At 63.8% G+C, this 23,775-nt stretch carries 27 protein-coding genes; 11 read left to right on the forward strand and 16 right to left on the reverse strand.

The window, feature by feature from the left end; genetic code table 11:
• Nucleotides 1-46: 46 nt before the first annotated feature.
• The 3 genes from VIL88_RS04175 to VIL88_RS04185 all read right to left on the reverse strand — a co-directional run bounded on the left by VIL88_RS04175 (nt 47) and on the right by VIL88_RS04185 (nt 3,191).
• Nucleotides 47-1,177, reverse strand: a complete 1,131-nt coding sequence (locus tag VIL88_RS04175) for an OmpP1/FadL family transporter (protein ID WP_331986312.1) — start codon at nt 1,175-1,177, stop codon at nt 47-49.
• 237 nt (nt 1,178-1,414) lie between these two features.
• A complete protein-coding gene (locus VIL88_RS04180) occupies nt 1,415-2,626 on the reverse strand; it encodes an NADP-dependent isocitrate dehydrogenase (protein WP_331986314.1) in 1,212 nt (403 codons plus the stop codon).
• Between the two features lie 130 nt (nt 2,627-2,756).
• On the reverse strand, nt 2,757-3,191 hold the full coding sequence (locus VIL88_RS04185; RefSeq protein WP_331986316.1) for a GFA family protein: 435 nt from the start codon (nt 3,189-3,191) through the stop codon (nt 2,757-2,759).
• A gap of 88 nt (nt 3,192-3,279) precedes the next feature.
• On the opposite strand from VIL88_RS04185, the gene VIL88_RS04190 reads away from it, so the two are divergent.
• From VIL88_RS04190 to VIL88_RS04220, 7 genes are all read left to right on the forward strand, one after another.
• Entirely contained in the window at nt 3,280-3,867 is a 588-nt protein-coding gene (locus VIL88_RS04190; protein ID WP_331986317.1) for a GNAT family protein, read from the forward strand.
• Nucleotides 3,868-3,979: 112 nt separating this feature from the next.
• Nucleotides 3,980-4,576, forward strand: coding sequence for a GNAT family protein (locus tag VIL88_RS04195; RefSeq protein ID WP_331986319.1), 597 nt, complete (start codon nt 3,980-3,982; stop codon nt 4,574-4,576).
• Between the two features lie 62 nt (nt 4,577-4,638).
• A complete protein-coding gene (locus tag VIL88_RS04200; RefSeq protein ID WP_331986321.1) occupies nt 4,639-5,442 on the forward strand; it encodes an RNA methyltransferase in 804 nt (267 codons plus the stop codon).
• Between the two features lie 360 nt (nt 5,443-5,802).
• Nucleotides 5,803-7,071: an MFS transporter gene (locus tag VIL88_RS04205; RefSeq protein WP_331986323.1), complete on the forward strand. Its 1,269-nt coding sequence runs from the start codon at nt 5,803-5,805 to the stop codon at nt 7,069-7,071.
• A 153-nt stretch (nt 7,072-7,224) separates the two neighbouring features.
• Nucleotides 7,225-7,842: a 30S ribosomal protein S4 gene (rpsD, locus tag VIL88_RS04210; RefSeq protein WP_331986326.1), complete on the forward strand. Its 618-nt coding sequence runs from the start codon at nt 7,225-7,227 to the stop codon at nt 7,840-7,842.
• 132 nt (nt 7,843-7,974) lie between these two features.
• A complete protein-coding gene (gene ttcA / locus VIL88_RS04215; protein ID WP_331986565.1) occupies nt 7,975-8,841 on the forward strand; it encodes a tRNA 2-thiocytidine(32) synthetase TtcA in 867 nt (288 codons plus the stop codon).
• An 11-nt stretch (nt 8,842-8,852) separates the two neighbouring features.
• Nucleotides 8,853-9,656, forward strand: coding sequence for an inositol monophosphatase (locus VIL88_RS04220; protein WP_331986567.1), 804 nt, complete (start codon nt 8,853-8,855; stop codon nt 9,654-9,656).
• A 304-nt stretch (nt 9,657-9,960) separates the two neighbouring features.
• On the opposite strand, the gene VIL88_RS04225 is transcribed toward VIL88_RS04220, so the two are convergent.
• On the reverse strand, nt 9,961-11,160 hold the full coding sequence (locus VIL88_RS04225) for a pyridoxal-phosphate-dependent aminotransferase family protein (RefSeq protein ID WP_331986328.1): 1,200 nt from the start codon (nt 11,158-11,160) through the stop codon (nt 9,961-9,963).
• Nucleotides 11,161-11,314: 154 nt separating this feature from the next.
• On the opposite strand from VIL88_RS04225, the gene VIL88_RS04230 reads away from it, so the two are divergent.
• The 3 genes from VIL88_RS04230 (at nt 11,315) to VIL88_RS04240 (ending at nt 12,758) form a co-directional block, all read left to right on the forward strand.
• On the forward strand, nt 11,315-11,629 hold the full coding sequence (locus VIL88_RS04230; RefSeq protein WP_331986330.1) for a metalloregulator ArsR/SmtB family transcription factor: 315 nt from the start codon (nt 11,315-11,317) through the stop codon (nt 11,627-11,629).
• A complete protein-coding gene (locus VIL88_RS04235; RefSeq protein ID WP_331986332.1) occupies nt 11,626-11,958 on the forward strand; it encodes an SRPBCC domain-containing protein in 333 nt (110 codons plus the stop codon). Before VIL88_RS04230 ends, VIL88_RS04235 begins: the two co-directional genes overlap by 4 nt.
• Nucleotides 11,959-12,128: 170 nt before the next feature.
• Nucleotides 12,129-12,758, forward strand: a complete 630-nt coding sequence (locus tag VIL88_RS04240) for an ATP-dependent Clp protease proteolytic subunit (protein WP_331986334.1) — start codon at nt 12,129-12,131, stop codon at nt 12,756-12,758.
• Here the strand turns inward: VIL88_RS04240 and VIL88_RS04245 are convergent.
• Nucleotides 12,755-14,098 (reverse strand): multidrug effflux MFS transporter, encoded by a 1,344-nt coding sequence (locus VIL88_RS04245; protein ID WP_331986336.1) that lies wholly within the window; start codon nt 14,096-14,098, stop codon nt 12,755-12,757. The genes VIL88_RS04240 and VIL88_RS04245 overlap by 4 nt on opposite strands.
• A gap of 25 nt (nt 14,099-14,123) precedes the next feature.
• The gene (locus tag VIL88_RS04250) at nt 14,124-15,341 is read right to left on the reverse strand and encodes an MFS transporter (RefSeq protein ID WP_331986338.1); all 1,218 of its coding nucleotides are present in this window, start codon (nt 15,339-15,341) and stop codon (nt 14,124-14,126) included.
• Between the two features lie 146 nt (nt 15,342-15,487).
• Between VIL88_RS04250 and VIL88_RS04255 the strand changes: the two genes are divergently transcribed.
• A complete protein-coding gene (locus tag VIL88_RS04255) occupies nt 15,488-15,790 on the forward strand; it encodes a Dabb family protein (protein ID WP_331986340.1) in 303 nt (100 codons plus the stop codon).
• Nucleotides 15,791-15,819: 29 nt separating this feature from the next.
• Here VIL88_RS04255 and grxD read toward each other — a convergent pair whose 3' ends face one another.
• From grxD to VIL88_RS04305, 10 genes are all read right to left on the reverse strand, one after another.
• On the reverse strand, nt 15,820-16,155 hold the full coding sequence (gene grxD, locus VIL88_RS04260) for a Grx4 family monothiol glutaredoxin (protein WP_331986342.1): 336 nt from the start codon (nt 16,153-16,155) through the stop codon (nt 15,820-15,822).
• 102 nt (nt 16,156-16,257) lie between these two features.
• The gene (locus VIL88_RS04265; protein ID WP_331986344.1) at nt 16,258-16,803 is read right to left on the reverse strand and encodes a hypothetical protein; all 546 of its coding nucleotides are present in this window, start codon (nt 16,801-16,803) and stop codon (nt 16,258-16,260) included.
• 29 nt (nt 16,804-16,832) lie between these two features.
• Entirely contained in the window at nt 16,833-17,468 is a 636-nt protein-coding gene (locus tag VIL88_RS04270) for an HAD-IA family hydrolase (RefSeq protein WP_331986346.1), read from the reverse strand.
• Complete coding sequence (locus VIL88_RS04275) at nt 17,465-17,785, reverse strand: DUF6665 family protein (protein WP_331986348.1); 321 nt, start codon at nt 17,783-17,785, stop codon at nt 17,465-17,467. The genes VIL88_RS04270 and VIL88_RS04275 overlap by 4 nt, the downstream gene beginning before the upstream one ends.
• Nucleotides 17,786-17,788: 3 nt before the next feature.
• Entirely contained in the window at nt 17,789-18,022 is a 234-nt protein-coding gene (locus VIL88_RS04280) for a BolA family transcriptional regulator (RefSeq protein WP_331986350.1), read from the reverse strand.
• A gap of 83 nt (nt 18,023-18,105) precedes the next feature.
• Nucleotides 18,106-18,666, reverse strand: a complete 561-nt coding sequence (locus VIL88_RS04285; RefSeq protein WP_331986352.1) for a hypothetical protein — start codon at nt 18,664-18,666, stop codon at nt 18,106-18,108.
• A gap of 78 nt (nt 18,667-18,744) precedes the next feature.
• Nucleotides 18,745-20,976, reverse strand: coding sequence for a phosphoribosylformylglycinamidine synthase subunit PurL (gene purL / locus VIL88_RS04290; protein WP_331986354.1), 2,232 nt, complete (start codon nt 20,974-20,976; stop codon nt 18,745-18,747).
• Entirely contained in the window at nt 20,973-21,683 is a 711-nt protein-coding gene (locus tag VIL88_RS04295) for a Pr6Pr family membrane protein (protein ID WP_331986356.1), read from the reverse strand. The genes purL and VIL88_RS04295 overlap by 4 nt, the downstream gene beginning before the upstream one ends.
• A complete protein-coding gene (purQ, locus tag VIL88_RS04300; RefSeq protein ID WP_331986358.1) occupies nt 21,628-22,296 on the reverse strand; it encodes a phosphoribosylformylglycinamidine synthase subunit PurQ in 669 nt (222 codons plus the stop codon). The genes VIL88_RS04295 and purQ overlap by 56 nt, the downstream gene beginning before the upstream one ends.
• A 154-nt stretch (nt 22,297-22,450) precedes the next feature.
• Nucleotides 22,451-23,515 (reverse strand): acyltransferase family protein, encoded by a 1,065-nt coding sequence (locus VIL88_RS04305; RefSeq protein ID WP_331986360.1) that lies wholly within the window; start codon nt 23,513-23,515, stop codon nt 22,451-22,453.
• Between the last annotated feature and the right edge of the window lie 260 nt (nt 23,516-23,775).

The raw sequence follows: 23,775 nt of genomic DNA on the forward strand, positions 1-23,775 counted from the left end.
GGGCAAGGAAAAGGCCAGAGCACCAGCTCTGGCCTTTCGGTTTTCTCTAGAACGAGGCCTTGGCACTGAGGCTGAAGGCCAGGACGTTGCCGGTCTCCCAGCGCTCGCCGAGGAGGTTGCTGCCCGAGCCGGTCAGCGAATAGGAGACACCGCCCGAAAGCTCGAAGTTCTCGGTCGGCTTGTAGGCGGCACCGAGGCTGGCGCCCCAGCGATCGGTCTGGGTGCCGTTGAGGAGGACACCCGACGCGTTCTCGCGCGACGTGCCCCGGTCCCAGGTGAGGCTGCCGAGCACGGTGAGCTCGTCGGTCAGCTGATGGCCAACACCGGCAGAGATCGTCCAGCCGTCTTCGTAGTTGAGAACGGTCTGCAGTGCCGGACCACCAGGCACGGTGGTCACGGTCAGCGCGTTGAGCACGGACCAGTTCACCCACTTGATGCTGCCCAGGGCCAGCCAGCCTGGCGCGATACCAGACTGCGCCTTGACTTCGATTGACTGCGGCGTGGTCACACTGGCCGCGGCGGGCAGGGAAGCGCCGAGACTGGCGCGGCCGGACAGGTTGTAGTCATTGGCCGAATTGTAGATGGCGCTGACGCGCAGGGCGATTTCGGGCACTTCATAGGCAAGGCCGGCGCGCCAGCCAACAGCCGAGCCGCTGAGGCTCACGTCGCCGCCCGGAACGGGCGGGAGACCCAGAGGAACCGTTGCGTCATAGTTCAGCGTCTGTGCCGAGATGCCGCCGATGACGCTGAGCATGCCGGGACCAACGCCGAAGCCGTAGTCGCAGGTGAGGCCGATGTCGTTGGACGTGATCCGCTCACGGATCGACTGACCCGTGATCGCCGCATAAGTGGCGTTCCGATCCGTGCCCGAACCAAAGGGGTTCTGCACTGAAACCAGGCACGAGGCGTTGTCGAGCAGGTCGGCCTTGGCGGCAAAATTATAGTAATAGTGGGTCGGCGATGTCGTTACCGTGCCCAGACCCGGAAGGGCGGCATTGCTGACTTCGTGGTTGATGATGACGTGGGTCACCGTGCCCTTGCCGGCATAGGTCGCCGGATCGAACAACAGGTCCCAGTTATAGCCATTGGCCTCAAGGCCACCGGCCTGGACGCCCCCGATGGTCGTGGCTGCGGCGAGTGCCGCAAGTGCAATGCTGCGAATCTGGCGTGTTGCCATGCAAGTTCTCCCCCTGACGCGGCATCCTCCAGCCGCATGCAGTACTGCCGCTTACCGGCTTATACTGACGTATGCGTCAATCTGCTGGTGTTTGCGCGTAGGCGTCAATGCCGAGTTTGCGCAAATGAGACGAAACTGTGTCACTGGCGCAGAGATGCAACATCTGCGTCTTCGGCGGACGAAACAAAAGGCCGGAGCGTTGCCCCGGCCTTTGTCGCATCGTGTGAGCGAGAACGCTTACGCCATGGCCTTCTGCAGGTTCTGGTCGATGGCATCGAGGAAGCCCAGGGTCGAGAGCCAGGGCTGATCGGGGCCGACCAGGAGCGAGAGGTCCTTGGTCATCTTGCCTTCTTCGATCGTGTCGACGGTGACCTTTTCGAGCGTGGCGGCGAACTTGGCCAGCGCCTCGTTGTCGTCGAGCTTGGCGCGGTGGGCGAGGCCACGGGTCCAGGCAAAGATCGAGGCGGTGGAGTTGGTCGAGGTTTCCTTGCCCTGCTGGTGCTGGCGGTAGTGACGGGTCACGGTGCCATGGGCCGCTTCGGCCTCGACGATCTTGCCATCGGGCGTCGCCAGAACCGAGGTCATGAGGCCGAGCGAGCCGAAACCCTGCGCCACGATGTCGGACTGGACGTCGCCGTCATAGTTCTTGCAGGCCCAGACATAGCCGCCGCTCCACTTGAGGGCCGAGGCAACCATGTCGTCGATCAGGCGGTGTTCGTACCAGATCTTCTTGGCTTCGAACTGCTCCTTGAACTCGGCCTCGTAGATCTCCTGGAAGATGTCCTTGAAGCGGCCGTCATAGGCCTTGAGAATGGTGTTCTTGGTCGAGAGGTAGACCGGCACGCCGCGGGCGAGGCCGTAGTTGAAGCTCGAATAGGCAAAATCCCGGATCGAGTCGTCGAGGTTGTACATGGCCATGGCGACGCCAGCGCCGGGGGCCTGGAACACTTCGTGCTCGATCACCTGGCCGTCTTCGCCGGTGAACTTGATGGTCAGCGTACCCTTGCCGGGGAAGGTGAAATCGGTGGCGCGATACTGGTCGCCAAAAGCGTGGCGGCCGACGATGATCGGCTGGGTCCAGCCAGGCACCAGGCGCGGCACGTTCTTGCAGATGATGGGTTCGCGGAAGATCACGCCACCCAGGATGTTGCGGATGGTGCCATTGGGCGACTTCCACATCTTCTTGAGGCCGAATTCCTCGACGCGCTGCTCATCGGGGGTGATGGTGGCGCATTTGATCCCGACGCCGTGCTTCTGGATGGCCTTGGCGGCATCGACGGTGATCTGGTCGTTGGTGGCGTCGCGGCTCTGCACCGACAGGTCATAGTATTCGATCGGCAGGTCGAGATAGGGATGGATGAGCTTGTCCTTGATCGCCTGCCAGATGATGCGGGTCATCTCGTCGCCGTCGAGATCCACGACCGGATTGGCGACCTTGATCTTGCTCATCGGAAATATCTCCCTGAATTCCGTATCTTGGCCCCATGGCCAGCTCCGGTGCCCCTATAGCATCGGCAGCGCAAAGCGCAAAGTCTGGCTCGGCATGGGGGCTTGCCGGGTGGAACGAGCGGCGCGAGCGTCAGCCGGTTGGACGGTAACTCTCATGCCAGGGGATGCTATCGGCGATCTCGTCCCAGCCTTGGTGGCTGCGGGCGAAGATCAGCTGTCCGGGGACGAACCACTCGTTCTGCCCGGCAAAGAGCCCGGCGGGCAGGATGCACAGGCCGGGCGCGCGCGAGCTTTCGCCATAAAGCGTTGTGCCGCAGGCAGGGCAGAAGTGGCGGGTGAAGTTTGCACCGGAATCGGCTGGGCGAGAAAAGGTTTTTACCGCGCCCGTCACGGCAAGACCGCTTTCGGGAAAGAGGAAGACGCTGGAATGGCCCGTGCCCGTCACGCGCTGGCAGTTCACGCAGGCGCATTGGAACATGGATATGACCTGTCCCGTTGCGGTGAGGGTGACGGCGCCGCAGTCACAGCCGGTGCGAAGGTCGATAGCGGGACGTTTGTCGTTCATGGCGGGAGGCTGGCATGCTCCCGGGCGAGGAGCAAGCGGTCTTGCCATTGTCACGCGCGCTGACGACACTGCGGCCGAAGAGGTGGGAATGGCGCTCTTTCCGGATTATCCGATACGCACCGGCCGATTGACCCTGCGACCGTTCACGCGTGGGGACGTCGATGCCGTCCACAGCTACCGGCGGCGCGAGGATGTGGCGCGATATCTCTTCGACACACCCTTAAGCCGCGAGGAGTGCGCGCTTGCGGTGCAGCAGCGTACCGGGCAGGTGGCGCTGCGCAATGAGGGCGACAAGGTCATCCTCGCAGTGGAACTGGATGACAACGGCGCGCTCATTGGCGAAGTGTCGCTGATCTGGCGCAGCGCCGAAGCTCGCCAGGGCGAGGTGGGCTGGATCTTTGACCCAGGTTATCAGGGGCGGGGCTTTGCCACCGAAGCTGCCAATGCCATGCTCGACCTTGCCTTCGGTCCCGCCGACATCCACCGCGTGTCAGCACGCTGCGACGTTCGCAACGAACGCTCCTGGCGGTTGATGGAGCGGCTGGGCATGCGCAAGGAGGCCCATTTCCGGGAACATGCGCTGTTCAAGAGCCGGTGGGACGAGGAGTTCATCTACGCCATGCTGTGGCAGGAATGGCGCGCGCTCCGTGCTTTGGGAGGGCAGGGCGCCACCTGAATTTCGCGAAACCGTACAACGCGTTACGGAACGGTTTTTCTTCTTCAACCTGGAACCCGAAGAATATGACGACGTTGAGCCCAAGTAGTTTTGTAGCGGGGAGCTCTGTCCAATGCCGTCATTTTCATTGCCTATCGAGACCGACCGGCTCATCCTCCGCACGTTTGAACGCAGCGATCTCGAGGCTCTTGCGGCCTATCATGCGCTGCCTTCGTTGCAGCGTTACGTCTTCAGCCGCACGCGCGACACCGCCGAAGTGGCCAATGCCCTTAACATCATGCGCTCGCATGTAAGCCTGCAGCGTCCGGGCGACACCATTACGCTGGCCATGGTGCGCAAGGGCGACAAGGCTCTGATCGGCCATGTCTCGCTGCAGTGGTCCGACGCCACGGCAGGGCAGGGCGAAGTGCGTTTCTGCATCAATCCAGCCTTTACGGGGCAGGGCTATTCCAAGGAAGCGCTGAGCGCGGTCTATGACCTTGCCTTCGACCATTTCCGCATCCATCGCCTGTTTGCCCGCTGCGATGGCCGCAGCCACCATTCCATCAAGCTGATGCAGCAGATGGGCATGCGCCTCGAAGCCCATTACCGTGAGCATGCCCTGTTCCAGGGCGAGTGGGACGAGGAACTGCACTTTGCTATTCTGGATCGCGAGTGGCAGCGTTCGACCAAGGTGCGCGACCTGCCGGTTCGGCACAAGGTCGCCTGATTGCCCTAGAGGCACGAAACCGGTTATGAGCGCCTGATCTCACAAGGATTGGGCGCTTTTTCATGGCCGGGACAGATACTTCCATCAAGATCGAGCTACGGCCGTCGCCGGCGGTTATCCTGTGTGAACCGCAGCTGGGCGAAAATATCGGCACCGCTGCCCGCGCCATGGCCAATTTCGGGCTGTGGGACCTGCGGCTGGTGCGTCCGCGCGACGGTTGGCCCAATGAGCGCGCCGTGGCCGCCGCTTCGCGGGCCGACCATGTGATCGAGCGCGTCCAGGTGTTCGAGACGCTCGAAGAGGCGATTGCCGACCTGACGCTGGTGCTCGCCACCACGGCGCGGTCGCGCGACATGCAGAAGGAAGTCATCGGGCCCGACGAAGCGGCGCAGCGCATGGCGGCGCAGGTTCAGGGCGGCAGGGGCGTTGGGCTCCTGTTCGGGCGCGAACGCTGGGGGCTGCTCAACGAAGAGGTGGCGCTGGCCGATTCCATCGTGACGCTGCCGGTCGAGCCCGCCTTTGCCTCGCTCAACATCGCCCAGGCCGTGCTGCTGATGGCCTATGAGTGGCGCCGACATAGCGAACTGGGCACGCAGCTGCCGTTTTCGGCCACGATGGCGGAAGTAGCGCCGCGCGAAGAGCTGATCGGCCTCTTCGGTCATCTCGAATCGACGCTCGACAATTCCGGCTTCTTCACCGCGCCCGACAAGCGGCCGACGGTGATCAACAATCTCCGCACCATGCTGGAGCGCGGCAAGTTCACCAGCCAGGAAATTCGCACCCTGCGCGGGGTGATCTCTTCCATCGACCGCCGGCACGAGCGGCCCAATCCGAACCGGCAGAAGCCGGTGAAGGATGGCGAGTAACTTTCACTCACCAGCCGTTACCCACTGACCGTCACCCACTGACCGTCACCCTCGGGCTTGACCCGAGGGGCTCTGTACTTGGGGTATAGGTTAAGTGAAGTGCCCTCGGGTCAAGCCCGAGGGTGACGCCCGGTGGTTGAGGGTGACGCCCGATGGTTGAGGGTAACGCCCGATGGTTGAGGGTAACGCCCGGCGGTTAAGAGTGACACCCGGTGGTTGAGGGTGACGTCCCGTGGAGGGTGATGCCCGGAGGTCGAGAGTGACGTTCGGTAGGCTAAGCGGCCACGGTCAGGGTGTGTTCCACCCCCGCAACCTCATTCCCCCTTTGACTGCGACAATCTGGCATGCCATGGCCACGCCATGAGCACCGCAGCCCCCGTCGACTCGTCCCGCATCGCCTTCACCTATAAAGGCTTCCGCTTCTTCTGGCTGACCACCCTGCTGGTCAGCTTTGCGGTGCAGATCATGTCGGTGTCGATCGCCTACCAGATCTATGAAGTAACGCGCGAACCGCTGCTGGTGGGGCTGGTCGGGCTCTGCCTCTTCTTACCCGCGCTGCTGCTGATCCTCGTCACCGGGCTCACCGCCGATCGCTTCAACCGCCGCGCCATCATGGCGACGTGCCTCAGCGTCGAGCTCTTGTGTGCCATCGGCTTCCTCCTCTTTACCGAGGCGGAGGCGCATGAGGTCTGGCCACTTTTCGGCATCCTCCTTGTGCTCGGCACCGCGCGCGCCTTCTGGGGGCCTGCCGCCCAGTCGCTGGCGCCCAACCTCGTGCCCGAGGAGGCGCTCAGCAACGCCATCACCGTCAACGCCTCGGCCTGGCAGTTCGCCTCCATTGCCGGACCGGCTTTGGGCGGCGTGCTCTACAGCTTTGCGCCGGCCGTGCCCTTTGCCACCGGCGCGGCGCTCCTCTGCTGCGCCGTGGTCAGCGTGCTCTTAATTCCCAAGCCGCCGCAGCGGCAATCCACCCAGGCCACCAGCATGGAAACGCTCCTCGGCGGCTTCCGCTACATCTTTTCCAACAAGGTGGTGCTGGGCGCCATTTCGCTCGACATGTTCGCGGTGCTGATGGGCGGCGCGGTCGCCATGCTGCCGATCTACGCCACCGACATCCTCCATGGCGGCTCGATCGCCAACGGCCTGCTGCGCGCCTCGCCGGGCATCGGCGCCATCGTCATGGCGCTGTTCCTGACGCGCTTTCCCATCCGCAACTTCGCTGGGCGCATCCTCTTCATCTTCGTGGCGCTGTTCGGTGCCTTCACCGTGGTGTTCGGCTTCTCCTCCAACATCTGGCTGTCGATTGCGGCCCTGGCGCTGGTGGGGGCGTCGGACATGGTCAGCGTCACCATTCGCGAGACGATCATGCAGCTCTGGACGCCCGAAGAGGTGCGTGGGCGCGTCAATGCCGTGAACTCGGTGTTTATCGGCGCCTCCAACGAGTTGGGCGAGTTCCGCGCCGGCACGGTAGCGCATTTTGTGGGACCGGTTGCCGCCGTGGTGATCGGCGGCTTCGGCGCCATGGCGGTGGCTGGCATCTGGAGCGTCATCTTCCCCGGCCTGCGCGAACAGCGCTCGCTCGACCACAAGATGGTGGCTGATGGCACGAGCGACCCCGAGGCCGCTTGACGGGCGGGTCGCAATTGCCTATGACGCGCCCACCTATTCCGGCCATCGGCCCATAGGCGCACCCGGGATCTCCTGCATATTTGGGGTCTGTCGGTCATCCGCAAGGATGGCAGAGGAGGGCGCGATCCATTCAACTCTAAGGAAGGATACGCGATGTCAAAGCGCATTTCTGCCAAGCACAAAATCGACCGCCGTCTTGGCGAAAACATCTGGGGCCGTCCCGGCTCCCCGCTCAATACCCGTGCCTATGGCCCCGGCCAGCACGGCCAGCGCCGCAAGGGCAAGCTCTCGGACTACGGTCTGCAGCTGCGCGCCAAGCAGAAGCTCAAGGGCTACTACGGCACCCTGACCGAGAAGGCGTTCAAGAAGCTTTATAACGAAGCTGCCCGCGTCAAGGGCGACACCGGCGAGAACCTGATCGGCCTGCTCGAGTCGCGCCTGGACGCGATCGTCTACCGCGCCAAGTTCGTCGCGACCCCGTTCGCTGCCCGCCAGTTCGTCAACCACGGCCACGTCCTGGTCAACGGCAAGCGCGTCAACATCCCGTCCTACCAGGTCAAGATCGGCGACAAGATCGAAGTGCGCGAGCGCTCCAAGCAGCTGACCGTGCTGCTGGAAGCCGTGCAGCTGGCCGAGCGCGATGTTCCCGACTACATCGAAGTCGACCACAACAAGATGACCGCGACCTATGCCCGCGTTCCCGGTCTTTCGGATGTGCCCTATCCGGTGCAGATGGAGCCCAACCTGGTCGTCGAATTCTACTCGCGCTAAGCGACTCGACAAATTCATCGAAAAGGCCGCCTCTCGGGGCGGCCTTTTTGTTTGAGCGCTGGCGCGCGGCGGTGGCATCAATTGGCGGACTGCACTAAGAGAGGCGGCAGCGCTCCCTTGCAAAGGCAGATGATGAACCAGGCCCTGCCCATCGACACCGACCAGGCCGAGGATGTCTCGGGCGGTCACCCCATCTATAGCCATGCGCCAAGGAGCGGCGAGTTCAACAAGCTGCGCAAGCGCCTGATCCGCAATACGCGCGAGGCGCTGGAAAAGTTCGCCATGGTGCGGGCGGGCGAAAAGTGGCTGGTGGCGCTGTCGGGGGGCAAGGACAGCTATTCGATGCTGGCGTTGCTGCTGGACCTCAAGTGGCGCGGCATGCTGCCGGTGGAACTGGTCGCCTGCAATCTCGACCAGGGGCAGCCCAACTTCCCCAAGCACATCCTGCCCGAGTTCCTCGAGGGCCTCGGCATCCCGCATCGCATCGAATACAAGGACACCTATTCGATCGTGACGGAAAAGCTGCCGGCGGGCGCCACCTATTGCTCGCTCTGTTCGCGCCTGCGCCGCGGCAATCTCTACCGCATTGCGCGCGAGGAAGGCTGCACCGCCCTGGTGCTGGGCCACCATCGCGACGACAGCCTCGAAACCTTCTTCATGAACATGTTCCATGGTGGCCGGCTTGCCGCCATGCCGCCGCGGCTCCTCAACGATGAGGGCGACCTCGAAGTGCTGCGGCCCTTGATCTATTGCGCCGAGGACGACCTGCAGCGCTTTTCCGACGCCATGGCCTTCCCGATCATCCCCTGCGACCTCTGCGGCTCGCAGGACGGGCTGGAACGCAATGCGATGAAGGCCATGCTCAACGATATCGAAAAGCGCATGCCCGGCCGCAAGGACGTGATGATCCGCGCGCTGGGCAACATCAATCCCAGCCATATGCTGGATCCCAAGCTCTTCGACTTTGCCGGCCTGTTCGACAAAAGGACCCAATCGTGACCTTCGACATCATGGAACTGGCCGCCATCCTGCGCGATGCTGCCCGCGCCGAGGCCCTGCCGCGCTTTCGTCGGCTCGACGACAGCATGGTCCACACCAAGAGCGAGGCCATCGACCTCGTGACAGAAGCCGATACGGCGACCGAAGCGGTGATCAAGGCTCGCGTCGCCGCGTGGATGCCCTCGGCGCTGTTCGTGGGCGAGGAATCGGTTGCGGCCGATCCGGCGCTGTTGCCGCGCCTGGCGGAGGCGGAGCTTGCGGTGGTGGTGGACCCCATCGACGGCACCGCCAATTATGCGGCCGGCCTGCCGCTCTTTGCCACCATGGCAGCGGTGGTGTCGGGCGGAGAGACCGTGGCCGGCATCATCTACGACCCGATGGGCGACGACTGGGTGATGGCCGAAAAGGGCGGTGGCGCCTGGCTGCGCCGGCCGAGCGGCGAGGCTGTGCGTTTGCATGTCGCGGCGCCGCTGCCGCTGCCGGAGATGGTCGGCATGGCCTCGGTGGCCTATATGCCCGCCGACAAGCGTGCGCAGATCCTCCAGAACACAAGCAAGGTGCGGCTCCTCTCCAACTATCGCTGCGCTGGGCATGAATACCGGACCTTCGTTTCCGGCCACGCGCAGTTCATGTGCTACAACAAGCTCATGCCTTGGGATCACCTGGCCGGCACGCTGATCGCGCAGGAGGCCGGCGCCTTTGCGGCTCGGCTCGATGGCGGACCCTATCTGCCGCACCATGTGGATGGCGGCCTGCTGCTGGCCGCCGACCGCGCCAGCTGGGATGTTTTGCGCCGGGAAGTGTTTGCGTTTTAGGAGCGCGCCACATCTCCAATCGTCACCCTCGGGCTCGACCCGAGGGCGTTACACTTCCCGAACCATCCTCATGCAGAGCCCTCAGGTCAAGCCCGAGGGTGACGGCCGGTGGCTAGCCACGATTTCAGATGAGCGGCAGGGGAACGGTTCCGCCTCGCAAGTGCCTTCGACATGAAGCCCCCACACCCCCGATCGTCATCCTCGGGCTTGACCCGAGGACACTGCACTTACCGGGCGTCCAGCAGGTGCAGACCCCTCGGGTCAAGCCCGAGGGTGACAGCCGGTGATTGGCCAAGCCGGGTAGTTACCCTGCCACCAGCGCCCCAGCCGCTGCCTCTACCGCACCGCCGCCGTGCCGGATCCCCAGCGCCTGCATGCCCGCTTCCATGGCCGCCAGCACGCCCAGCGTCATGTGGGCGTTCACGTGCCCCATATGGCCGACGCGGAGAAAGTCCTGGTAGGCCGGCTCGTGCGGCATGGCCATCCCGAGCCCGATGCCCAGCGTCACGCCTGCCTCCTGCTCGAGCCAGCGCCGCAAGGCGCCGGCGCCGCCTTCGGGAATACGGGCAGCGGTGACCGACCAGGCGCGTGCCTCGGGCTCGGCGACGTTGAGGGCAATGCCGCTATCCTTGCCCCAGGCCGCGAAAGCAGCCCAGATGGCGCTGGCGAGGCGGCGATGGCGCTGCCAGACCTGTTCGAGTCCTTCTTCCTCGAGGATCATGGTCAGCGACTCGCGCAGGCCATAAAGGTGATGCGTTGGTGCCGTGCCGCCGAAATACTGCCAGAACTCGGCGCCGGTGCCGCGCGGCCGCCAGTTCCAGTAGGGCGTGACCAGGTCGCTCGTGGCCGAGCGCTCCAGCGCCTTGTCGGAAAACCAGATGAAGCCCAGGCCCGGCGGCAGCATCAGGCCCTTCTGGCTGGCCCCCAGCACGACGTCGATGCCCCAGTCGTCCATGCGGAGCTCGTCGCAACCAAGCGACGCCACCGCATCCACGGCCAACAACGCCGGATGGCTGACGCTGTCGATGGCCTGGCGCACCGCCTGGAGATCGCTCCTGGCGCTCGAAGCGGTGTCGACATGGGTCACCATCACCGCATTGATCCTGTGGCCCGTATCCGCCCGAAGCGCGTCGGCGATCTTTTGCGGATCGGCTGCACGCGACTTGCCGAAGTCGATCATTTCGACATCGACACCCACCGCCTTTGCCGCTTCCGCCCAGCCATGGCCGAAGCGCCCGGTGGCGGCGAGCAGCGCCCGGTCGCGGCGCGAGAACATGTTGCAATTGGCCGCTTCCCAGATGCCGTGGCCGTTGGCGATATAGATCGCCACATGCTGACGGGTCATCGCCACGCGCCTGAGATCGGGAATCATCGCCCGCGTCATCTCGACCAACTCACCCTCATAGATATTGGGCGCCGTGCGATGCATGGCATTGAGCACGCGCTCGGGCGAAACCGACGGGCCGGGAATGGCCAGATAGGGGCGGCCGGTGGTGATGGGCATGGAAACTCTGCGGGTTGGGATGGTCGCTGGCATCTGACGAGGTTCGGGTGCCCGGATCAATCAAATTGCGTAAATGGGCAGCATCAGCGCCGCTGATGCGGCATGCCGAACTCGGCTGTTGCGTTACACATAAGTGTGTGCTTATGTATAGCCCATGAGCGAAACCGATATCTTCAAAGTGCTGGCTGACCCAACGCGCCGTGCCGTGCTGGAGCGTCTGGCTTCGGCCGAGATGACGGCGACGGAGCTGCGCGAGGGCTTCAGCATTTCCCAGCCCGCCATGAGCCAGCACCTGGCGGTGTTGCGTGGCGCGGGGCTGATCAGCGAGCGGCGCGAGGGGCGTTTCGCCCACTATCGGGTAGCGCCCGAAGGCATGGCGCCGCTGCACCAGTGGCTGGCAAAGTACCGTGCCTTCTGGCCCAGCCAGATCGACAATCTCAAGGACCTGCTCAAGGAGATGGATCAATGACGGAGCCGCAAGACCTGGTCTTTGAATGCGAGCTGGATGCACCGGTGGAAAAGGTCTGGCGCGCCCTGACCGTGCCCGAATACCTCCAGCGCTGGCTGAAGCCCAAGGCGCCGGTGGACCTGGCGGTGGTGAGCGCGGAAGAAAATGTCAGCCTCAGCTATCGCTGGCGCGAAGCCGGGCAGGGCGCCGTGGTTGGCCTCGAGGACAGCGTCGTCACCTTCGAACTATCCGCCACCGAGACTGGCGGTACCTGGTTCAGGCTGACCCATGCGCCGGTTGCCGTGCCTGTGGCCGCGAACAACAATGAGATGATGATGTTGGCCGCCTAGCGCGCCGCATACGCCGAACCGCTCCTCCCCCTTTGATGGGGGAGGTTGGGAGGGGGTCGGGAGCCACGTTGCGCTTCGTGGCCAAACGCCCCCCACCCTTGATCCCTCCCCGCAAGGGGAAGGGTGTCGACCGAGACTTCGTACCTACTTTTCAAACCAGGAGATCGCCCATGCGCGACATGATGCAGCTCGTCCCTATGGTTGTCGAACAATCGAGCCGGGGCGAACGCTCCTTCGACATCTACTCCCGGCTCCTGCGGGAGCGGATCATCTTCGTCAATGGCGAGATCGAGGACATGATGGCGTCGCTGGTGAGCGCGCAACTGCTGTTTCTGGAGGCCGAGAACCCGGCAAAGGAGATCTTTCTCTATATCAACTCGCCCGGCGGCGTCGTGACCGCAGCCCTGGCCATGTATGACACGATGCAGTTCATCAAGGCGCCGGTTGGCACGCTGTGCCTGGGCATGGCGGCGTCGGCTGCGACGGTGTTGCTGGCGGGTGGCGAAGCGGGGCAGCGCATCTGCCTGCCGAGCGCCTCGATCATGCTGCACCAGCCCTCAGGCGGCTACCAGGGCAAGGTCACCGACATCCTGATCCATGCCGAAGAAAGCCTGCGCCTCAAGCGGCTCGTCAACAACATCTATGCCCGCCATTGCGGCCGCACTTATGAAGAGGTGGAGACGGCGCTGGAGCGCGACAAGTACATGACCGCCGGGCAGGCGCGGGACTGGGGTCTCGTCGACCACGTCTATAGCGATCGCAGCCAGATCGAAGGTCCGGCTGCGATCCCTGGAGCCTAGTGGTCGGCCATGACCACGGTCTCGCCATGCGAATACTGTTCGCCGACGCCGAAGAGGCGGCCTTTCTCGGCGATCAGGATGAAGATCAGCGCCAGTGCGCCCATGGCGAAGTAGCCCGTGGCCGCCGGCACGGTGGTGCCGTCGAAGTGCTGGCCGGTATAGCTGCCGATCAGCGCTCCGCCCACGGTCTGGATGAAGCCGAACACTGCCGACGCCGTGCCCGCCACGGCGCCGAGCGGCTCCATGGAAAGCGAGTTCATGTTGGACGAGGCCCAGCCGAAGCTGAACATAATGATGGAGAGAAGCGAGAAGAACAGCCAGAGCGGGAGGTAACCGCTTAAGGCAAAGGCGAGCCAAATGGCGCTGAAGCCAGTGAAGGACAGGATGGCGCCATGCGACAGGCGCCGCATGCCGAAGCGCCGCACGATCTTTGAGTTGGTGAAGGACGAGACCGCCATCAGCCCGGCCATGGCCGCGAAGGCCACCGGAAAGTAGACGCCGAGCCCGTAGATATCGACATAGATCTGCTGGCTCGAGCTGATGAAGCCAAAGAGCGCGCCGAACATGAAGGTGCCGGCCAGGCCATAGGAAATGGCCACGCGATTGGTGAAGACGATCTTGAAGCTCTGGAAGATGCCCGAGAAGGTCAGCGGGCGGCGATGTTCAACGGCCAGCGTCTCGGGCAGGCGGAAATAGGTCCAGGCCCAGAAGGCGGCGGCCAAGAGGCCCATGAAGATAAAGATCGTCTGCCAAGGACCGGTCAGCAGCAGAACCTGTCCGATGCCGGGCGCGATGATTGGGATGGCCATGAACACCATGAAGGTCAGCGACATGACCTCGGCCATCTCGCGGCCCGAGTAACGGTCGCGGACGATCGACATGGCGATCACGCGCACGCTGGCCGCGCCCATGCCCTGGATGAAGCGCAGGATCAGGAGCGTCGCAAAGCTGGGCGCAAAGATAGCGGCGATGGCCGCAGCGATATAGATGCCCATGCCGGCCAGCAGCGGCCCGCGCCGGCCGAAACGGTCCGACAGCGGCCCGAAGGCCAGGACGGCGATGCCCATGCCCAGCATATAGGAGGAGACCACATACTGGCGCTCATTCTCGCTGACGACGCCCAGCGCCTCGCCCATATAGGGCAGGGCTGGCAGCATGACGTCGATGGCCAGGGCATTAAGCGCCATCAGCGCCGCCATGAGGGCAATGAATTCAGGGCGCGAGAGCACCCGCGTGAAATGATCGGACATGGAATTGGACTCGAAAGAAGGGGGCGCGAGGGGAGGCAGCGCCAAAGGTCTGGGCGGAACATGAACCCCCAAACCGGCTTTGGCAAGCATCTATCGGTAAAAACCGATGCTCGCCTCAGGCCGGGCTGGCGGCAAAATGGGGTACGCTGCGCTCGTTGATGGGGATGTGGAGGGCTGCCGAAGCCAGGCCCAGGAGGATGCCGAGATACCAGACCAGGCTATAGGAGCCGGTCTGGTCATAGACGAAGCCGCCCAGCCAGACGCCGGTGAACGAGCCGAGCTGATGACTGAAGAACGCGACGCCATAGAGCATGCCCATATAGCGCGCCCCGAAGAACAGCGAGACCAGCCCTGCGGTCAGCGGCACCGTCGACAGCCAAAGGAGGCCCATGGCGGCAGCGAAGGCATAGGCGGTGATCTCGCTGACCGGGATCAGGAGAAAGGCCCCGATGGCGATGGCGCGCAGGAAATAGATCGAGGCCAGCAGCAGCTGCTTGGGAAGCTTGCCACCCAGATAGCCCGCCAGCAGCGATCCGACGATGTTGAAGAGGCCAATGACGGCAATGGTCCAGCTGCCCACCTCCGGCGACAGGCCGCATTGCACCAGATAGGCCGGCATGTGGACATTGATGAAGGCGAGGTGGAAGCCGCAGACGAAGAAGCCGATCACCAGGAGCTTGTAGGAGCCGTGACCCCAGGCCTTGGCCAGCGCCTGCATGAAGGGCAGGTCGGCATGGCCCACCGGATTTTCGGTGCGACCGCGCAGGGCAAAGCTCAGCGGGATGATCAGCAACAGCGCCATGCCGAGGTAGAGCAGCGCGGCATGCCAGCCAACAGCATTGATGAAGCCCTGGCTGATGGGGGCAAAGGCGAACTGGCCGAAGGACGAGGCGGCGGTGGCGACGCCAAAGATCAGCGAGCGCTTGTCGGCCGGCACAGAGCGCCCAAAGGCAGCCATCACCACCGAGAAGGAGCAGACCGCGATACCGACGCCAGTCACGATGCCGGCGGTGAGGGTCAGAAGGCCCGCATCGGGCGAGAAGGCCATGCCGAAGAGACCCAGCGCATAGATGGCGGCGCCGGCGGCAATGGTGCGGCCCGTGCCGACTCGGTCGGCATAGGCGCCGGCGAAAGGCTGCGCGATGCCCCAGGCCAGGTTCTGGATGGCCATGGCCATGCCCCACTGCTCGCGCGTCAGCCCCAGATCGGTGGTCATGGGCAGCGTGAACAGGCCAAAGCTGGTGCGCACGCCATTGCCGATCGCCGCGATGACGCAGCCAGCGATGATCAGCACGAGCAGGGGCACTGCAGGACGAAGCGATGAGGTATTCATGGGGAGCATCCGCGTTGGACACCCTATCTACGCCTGCGACATCATCACGCAAAGCAATATTGCTGAATGGCTTCCATCACGGACGCTGATGACTTAACCCCGCCGCCGATCCCCTCTACAAGGCCGTCGTCCACTGGAGCCGTGTCGTGATCCGCCACATCGTATTCTTTACCGCCAAGTCGCCAGACAACATCGACGAGATCTGCAAGGGGCTGGAATTGCTCGGCACCATTCCCCACTCCACCCACTTTGAAGTGACGCGCAACAGCAAGTTGGACCAGATTTCCAACGAGGTGGACGTGGTGGTCTATGGCGAATTCGCCGATGCGGCGGCGCTCCAGGCGTATAAGGCGCACCCCACCTATGCCGAGGCCACGCGGCGCGTGCGGCCGCTGCGCGAGATCAGGCTCTCGGCTGACTTCGAAGCCAAAGAAAAAGCCGGGCACTAGCCCGGCTTTTCAATCAGCGACGGAAGCAATCAGGCCGACTGCTTTACCGGAATGCCGGCGGTCTGCATATGGGTCTGCAGTTCGCCCGACTGGAACATCTCGCGCACGATATCGGCGCCGCCGATGAACTCGCCCTTCACATAGAGCTGGGGGATGGTCGGCCAGTTGGTATAGGCCTTGATGCCGTCGCGCAGTTCGGCGCTTTCAAGCACGTTGGCACTGCCATAGTCGACGCCGAGATAGTTGAGAATCTGGACGACCTGGCCCGAGAAGCCGCATTGCGGGAAATCCGGCGAGCCCTTCATGAACAGGAAGACGTCGTTGTTCTTTACCTTGTCGTCGATGAAGGCGTTGATGTCGGTCATGGGGAAAACCTTTCGATAGGCGGGGTCAAGGGCCGCTTGCTGTTGCCTCTAGATAGGACAGCGATGTGGCGCTGTCGAGACCATCGCAAAAAGGCGATAGCGCTATTGCGTGCTCGAGCAGCGGGTCTGGCCAGTCGCCGAAACCGTAACCGTCTCCAGATCGAGTACGCGCTCCTCATAGATCATCGAGCCCAGGCCCATGCCTTGATTTTCGGCAAAGGACGGGCAGTTGGTTGCCGTGCCGCGGATCAGCTGTTGCCAGTAGGTGACGCTGTTGTCGGTGACGGTGATCTCGTCTTCGGCGCGCACGTCGAGAAGGGGCATCCAGAGGTCGGCGGCAAGATCGTAGATCACGAGGTCGCCCTGTGGCCCGGTGGAGCGGGTCAGGATCAGATATTGCCCAACCAGTTGCTCGAAGTGGAGTGGGTCGCCCGGATCGCCGAGCAGCTGGTCGTCGTCCGAGACTTCGAAGCGGCAAGCGATCTTGCCCTTGACGGGCGGGCGGATGATGAAATCGGTACCGACCTCGTCCACCCGCTCCTGTGCGATGACCAGGAACTGGTCACTCTGGTAGCACTGCGCCTCGGCCAAGGCCGGCGCTGCCGACAGGCCGAACAAGACGGCCGACAAGGTGATGATGGTCTTCATGGCTGAACTTCCCCCGAGATAGAGAAGCCCTAGCTTTGGTTCAGCCGTTCGGCAATCCAGGGATGGTTGCGGCAGTCGTCCACGGTGTTGAACAGCACCGCCTCCCAGCCGTGGCGGCGGGCGCCGTCGATGACCTTGGGGCTGTCGTCGAAAAAGAGCGGCGGCTCCACCTGCCGGCCGATCTTGCCGTCAATGAAGTCGAAAAAGCCCGGTTCCGGTTTGCGGATGCCGGCACGGGCCGAATAGAAGATGTCTTCGAACAAGTCCGCGAGTCCAAGATGGCTCCATAGCCAGGTGGCGCGAAGATGCTCCTGATTGGTGGCGATGAACAGGCGGAGGTCCGTCCGTTGCCTGAGCTGGCGGACCACATCGAGCAGTGGCTCGTTCAAGACGCTGTCCTGCGTCAGCCAATAGTGGTGAAACACCATCGGCGAACCCTTGTAGCCCAGCGAGGGCAGGTGGCGTTCCAGCGCATCGATCACCGACATCTGCCCCACGCTCACCTTCTTGACGAAGACGTCGAAGATGAACTCCTGGGTGAAGCGCTGCGGATCGACGCCCATGTCCTCCATGAGCGTTTGATCCCATCGCCGCGACAGTTCCGGACGGGCGTGGATGCCGTTGACCAGCACCCCGTCGACGTCGAAGAACACGGCGCGGGTCAAGGCTTCGGCTTTGCCATTGCGCCAAGTCCGGCAAGGACTTCGGGCGAAATCTGCAGGTCCTGAATCACGTCGGCATGCTTGCGGAAACCGGCGAGCTCGCGCTGCACGAAATATTCCCAGACGAACTTGCGCGCTTCGGCGAGTCGTTCCGGCCGGTCGGTGGTTGCTGCCGCAAGGGCCGCAACGGCCTTGATCACGCGCTGCTCCGCCGCGCCCAGCGAGGAGGCGCGTTCCCCCAGGATCTCGTGCTCGATCGCAGCGGTGCCGGCATCGGGCCGGACAGTGCGGATCAGGTCGAGCGAGTCGCGCAGCGACATGGATTAGTCCGGAACGACGGTTTGCAGCGCCAGGGCATGGAGGGCGCCGCCCATGTCGCCCTGCAGGCTATCGTAGACCAGCTTGTGCTGCTGCACGCGCGTCTTGCCGCGGAACTGTTCCGATTTCACCGTGGCGGCCCAATGGTCGCCATCGCCCGCCAGGTCGCGAATCTCGATCTCGGCATCGGGGAGAGCTGCCTTGATCCGGCGTTCGATTTCGCTGGCATCCATGGCCATGGCACTACTCCTCGTTGCTGCCGGCGAAGCGCCAGCCGTCACCATGATATGGCATGGCGGAGAGGGCCCTTCAATAACGGGCGCTATGGCAGCGGCCGAACCTCGGCTGCATCCTGCGTCGTGGCGAAGTTGGCGATGATGTAGTCGGCCAGCGGCCGGGCCTCGGCCGCCACTTCGGTGGGATAGAAACAATCGAGCGTATAGCCATGGCCTTCCGAAACCGTTTCGGTGTGGACGAGGGTCACGGGACCCGATTCGTCGGCGCCGGGGCTCGTGCCTTCATATTGCAGGGCAGGGCCGGACTGGTAATTGGTCACGGAACTTGCTCCGAGGGTGAAGCCCGGCAGCGTCTCGGCCCAGCCTGCGGCAACGGCTGTGGCATCGAGCGAGGCCAGCGCCCCTTCCGCAGTCCAGCTGGTTTCCTCGACCGGGATCACGGCAAGCACGCATTGCAGCGGTACGGTCGGGTGATTGATGGTCACCGGGCCGCCCAGCTCGCCGCCCTCGACCACCATCTCGGGCGGATAGATCAGCGTATAGGGCTGGTCGGGCAGGGGCGAGCCGCTGACGCCCGCTTCCTGCGCAAAACCGGCGGCCGGCAGGAGGCTGATTGAGAGGGCCACGAGGGCACGGGTAAACTGCATCAAACTCTCCAAACAAGAACGCCGCCCTTGCGTGCCAAAGCACAACAAAGAGCGGCGATCATAAGGCAGATGCGGTGATTATGCAGCCGCGCCGTCCATATAGTTGGGGAACCAGCCTTCATGCGCTGACTGCAGTTGGCTGACGGGGATCGCCCGCGCCGCGCCCAGCACCAGTTCGGTGCCGCCGGTCGTGCCGATCCATGGTGCGAAGATGCCGAGGCTGCTGGCGTCTTCCCACAGCGCGCCCAGTTCCGGCCCCTGCGGGTCAAGCGCTACCGTCACGAGATAGCGGCCCTGGTCCTCGCCGAAATACTGCAGGATCGGGTCATGATCGGTGAGGTCGGTGACGGTAGCCCCGATACCAGAGGCAATCGCCATTTCTGCCAGGCCAACGGCGAGGCCACCATCGCTGAGATCATGGCAGGCAGTGGCCACGCCGGAGCGGATCAGCTTGCGCACGAAGTCGCCGGTGCGCTTTTCGTGCGCGAGGTCGACATGCGGTGCAGGGCCGTCCTTGCGGCCGAAGAGGTCGCGCAGGTAGATCGATTGCCCGAGATGGGTGCCGCGGCTGGGCGGCGCGCCGACCAGGAGGATGACCTGGTTGGCACCGGCAAAGCCGATGCGCGCCATCTTGCTCCAATCGGGCAAGAGGCCGACGCCGCCGATGGTGGGCGTGGGCAGGATGCCGCGGCCGTTGGTTTCGTTGTAAAGCGAGACATTGCCCGAAACGATCGGGAAGTCGAGCGCACGGCAGGCTTCGCCGATGCCCTTGATGGCATGGACCAACTGGCCCATGATTTCGGGGCGCTCGGGGTTGCCGAAGTTGAGGTTGTCGGTGGCAGCCAACGGCTCGGCGCCGGTGGCGGTCAGGTTGCGCCAGCATTCTGCCACCGCCTGCTTGCCACCCTCGAAGGGATCTGCCTCGCAATAGCGCGGCGTCACGTCCGACGAGAAGGCGAGCGCCTTGGTGTCGTGACCCTCGACGCGGATCACGCCGGCGTCGCCGCCGGGGCGCTGCAGGGAGTTACCCTGGATCATGGTGTCATACTGCTCATAGACCCAGCGGCGCGATGCGATCTGGTGGCTGCCGACGAGCTTGAGCAGGGCATCGGCCACGTCCATCTGCGGCACATCGCCGGAAAGCGGCGCAGGCTTGGCCGGTTCGATCCAAGGGCGGTCGTATTCGGGGGCTTCGTCGCCGAGTTCCTTGATCGGAAGGTTGGCGACTTCCTCGCCCTGCCACTTCACGCGGAAGCGCAGGTCATCGGTGGTATAGCCGACGGTGGCGAAATCGAGCTCCCACTTCTCGAACACGGCGCGGGCCGCCGCTTCCTTTTCGGGATGGAGCACCATGAGCATGCGCTCCTGAGATTCGCTCAGCATCATCTCGTAGGGCGTCATATGCGTTTCACGCACCGGCACCTTGTCGAGGTCGAGCTCGATGCCGAGGTCGCCCTTGGCGCCCATTTCGACCGCCGAACAGGTGAGCCCCGCCGCACCCATGTCCTGAATGGCGATGACGGCGCCGGTCGCCATCAGTTCGAGGCAGGCTTCCAGGAGGCGCTTTTCGGTGAAGGGATCGCCGACCTGGACGGTGGGGCGCTTTTCCTCGATGTCGTCGCCGAATTCGGCCGAGGCCATGGTGGCGCCGCCGACGCCATCACGGCCGGTCTTGGCGCCAAGGTAGACGACCGGGAGGCCTACGCCTTCGGCCTTGGAATAGAAGATCTTGTCGGTGTCGGCGAGGCCGGCAGCGAAGGCATTGACCAGGATGTTGCCGTTGTAGCGCTCGTCGAACTCGACTTCGCCGCCGACGGTGGGCACGCCGAAGGCATTGCCATAGCCGCCGACCCCGGCCACGACGCCCGAGACGAGGTGACGGGTCTTCTCATGGTCGGGCGCGCCGAAGCGCAGGGCGTTCATGGCCGCGACCGGGCGGGCGCCCATGGTGAAGACGTCGCGCAGGATGCCGCCGACTCCGGTGGCCGCGCCCTGGTACGGTTCGATGAAGCTCGGGTGGTTGTGCGACTCCATCTTGAAGACCACGGCCTGACCGTCGCCGATATCGACCACGCCGGCATTCTCGCCGGGGCCCTGGATGACGCGCGGCCCGGAGGTCGGCAGGGTCTTCAGCCACTTCTTGCTCGACTTATAGGAGCAATGCTCGTTCCACATGGCCGAGAAGATGCCGAGCTCGGTATAGGTGGGCTGCCGGCCAATCAGCGCAACGATCTTGTCGAACTCGTCAGGCTTGAGGCCATGGTCAGCCACAAGCTGGGGGGTGATGGCGATGTTGTTCTGATAGGTCATCGGGCGGTCCGGGATTGGCGGAACAAAAACTGGTCGAGCAGGATCACGACGGCGCAGAGCACCGTGAGCCCGGCGGTCATGGTCAGGGCATTGATGCCGACCTGGCCATAGCCGAGCTGTATCGCATTGAGGATGGGGTAGGGATATTCCTGAACCCAGAGGCCACGGGCCATGGCGTAAAGGAAATAAACGAAGGTCGGCGCCAGCATCAGCGGCAGCTGCTTCCACCGCAGAGCGCCGTGCGGCTGCAGCAGCCACCACAAGAGGTAGAGCACCGGGCAGAGATAGTGCAGCAGCGTGTCGGCCAGCAGCAGCGGGCCCTCCAGCGTTGTGAGGTGGCGCAGCACGAAGAAGACGTAGAGGCCCACCAAAGCGATATTGGCCGCCATCAGGCCACGCACGAGCGGCTGGCGGAACAGCGCCAGCCACGCGGCAGCCGAGAGCTCCGACAGGTAGATCAGCACCAGAACGATGTTGGTGAGGATCGTATAGAAGGTGAAGAAGTGGCCGAGGAAACCTGGAATGTCACGGCCATTGGCCATGGCACCCTGGTAGGACAGCACAAATTGCAGGATCAGTCCTCCGGCCCCGAAACCGAGGCCGAGCCAGAGCAGCAGCGTCCGTGGCTTGACGGGCGCGCGCGGATCCACCTCAGGCAGCCTGGCCGAGAAGACCTGCAAACAGCGCCCTGCCGTCGTCGCCGCCATGGGCCAGTTCGATCAGGTTTTCCGGGTGCGGCATGATGCCGAGGACGTTCTTGCCATCGTTGAACACGCCGGCAATATCGTTGAGCGAGCCGTTGGGATTGGTACCCTCGGCATAGCGGAACGCCACCTGGCCTTCACCTTCGACGCGGTTGAGCGTCTCGCTATCGGCGAAGTAGTTGCCGTCGTGATGCGCCACCGGGCAGCGGAACACTTCGCCCTTGGTGTAGCCGCGGGTAAAGGCGGTGTCCGCATTGACCACTTCGAGCTTGACCTCCCGGCAGACGAATTTGAGGCTCTTGTTGCGCATCAGCGCGCCGGGCAGCAGGCCCGCCTCTATTAGGATCTGGAAGCCGTTGCACACGCCCAGCACCTTGCCGCCGCGCGCGGCGTGCTGGCGGACCTGATCCATGATGGGCGAGCGCGCCGCGATGGCGCCGCAGCGGAGATAGTCGCCATAGGAAAAGCCGCCGGGAATGACCACGAGGTCGACGTCGGGCAGTTCGGCGTCCTGGTGCCAGACCGTGGCCGGAGCCGTACCGGAAACCTTGGTCAAAGCGGCGATCATGTCGCGGTCGCGATTGAGTCCGGGAAAGACGATGACTGCGGATTTCATCGGCTGATCCTTAGCTTTTGGGGGTGCGAGGTCCTTTTGATGAGTCTTGCGGTAAAAGGCAAGCTTCGAACCGGCGCTCCGCGCAAAAACGCGCCAGTGGCGCGTTTTTAGGTTCGAAGGCCATGCGGGCTATGCCCGCATGGCGGTCAAGGTCTCACTCCGCCGGCACCGCCGCCGCCCGCCTCGCCGTCCCCGGCAGATGCGCCCAATCCGGCCGCTCGAACAGCCACAGGCCCAACTCCGTGCGCCGCACGACCCAGTACAGCACCAGCGGCGACACGATGGCGATCGCCATGGTGAGCAGCGTCAACAGCGTCGGTTCATCCAGACCAAGCTTGATCAGCACCGTGCGCGAAATGCCCAAGGGCAGCACGAAGGCCACGTAGATCACCAGCGAATGCGCGCCCATCCAGCGCAGCCAGTCCATCCAGTGGAGGCGCGCAAGGAGGGCGGCGATCACGCAAAGCGCCGCCGTACCCACCAGCGCCAGCACGAGATGAACCCCCGGCAAACCAGCAAGGCCCATTACCGGATGGATCGGATGCATCTGGAACCCGCCAAGGAACACCAGCGCTGCGTTGACCACGGCCCAGACACCCAGTCCCGCAATCGCCTGGCCGGCATGATCGACTGCCCACGCGGTCAGGCGAAACAGCAGTGGCGCCAGGACATAGCCGGCATAGAAGAAGACGAAATATTCGGCGAACTGGTCCAGCGCATAGCTGCCCGTATGGACCGGCGCCATCTGCAGCACGGCGCCTGCGCCCAGCACGGCCCAGTGGGGCACGCGCCAGTCATGCAGCAGCTTGCTGACGGCGCTCACCAAGGCGAGCATATAGATGAACCAGAGCACGCCATAGGGCTGGACGGTTGCCAGCGCGATCTGCTCCAGCGCCCCAAGCGGGCTCGCTCCCAACAAGCCCACCTTGAAGACGATGTGGATCACGGCCCAGAGCGCGTAGAAGTAAAGGTAATGCACGACCCGGCGGTCGGCAAAGGTCCGCCACGGCCGGTCGATCACCTGCGACAGGAACAGCCCCGAGATCAGGAAGAATTCCGGCATGCGGAAGGGCGTGGCAAAGGCGATGGCCCAGTGGAGGGCGCCCACGCCGCCAGTATCCTCGCCCACGCTCGACGCCGCATACATCATGACGACGAGGAAGATGGACAGCCCCTTGGCCATGTCCACCCAGTCGAGGCGTTTGCTGGTTCCGGTCATCGTCATGCACTCCGCATTAGCGGATGCACGCTAGCGGAGGGCGATCACCGGAGGGATAACGGGTGAGTGAAAAATGCGGCTAAGTGCGGTCGTGGTAAGCAGACACTAAACCACTGGCATCGCTACCAGGCACAAGTGCCGCAGCGATGCGCCGGCAAGCCGCAGATCAGCCTGTTCAGACTGGAACCGACGCGTAGGCGGCGAACAGGAGACCCATCGTGGCGAAGAACATAACCGAAAGCGAGATGGTTTTGAGCATG

Origin of the sequence: Devosia sp. (assembly GCF_036563435.1) — a bacterium.
Lineage (GTDB): Bacteria > Pseudomonadota > Alphaproteobacteria > Rhizobiales > Devosiaceae > Devosia.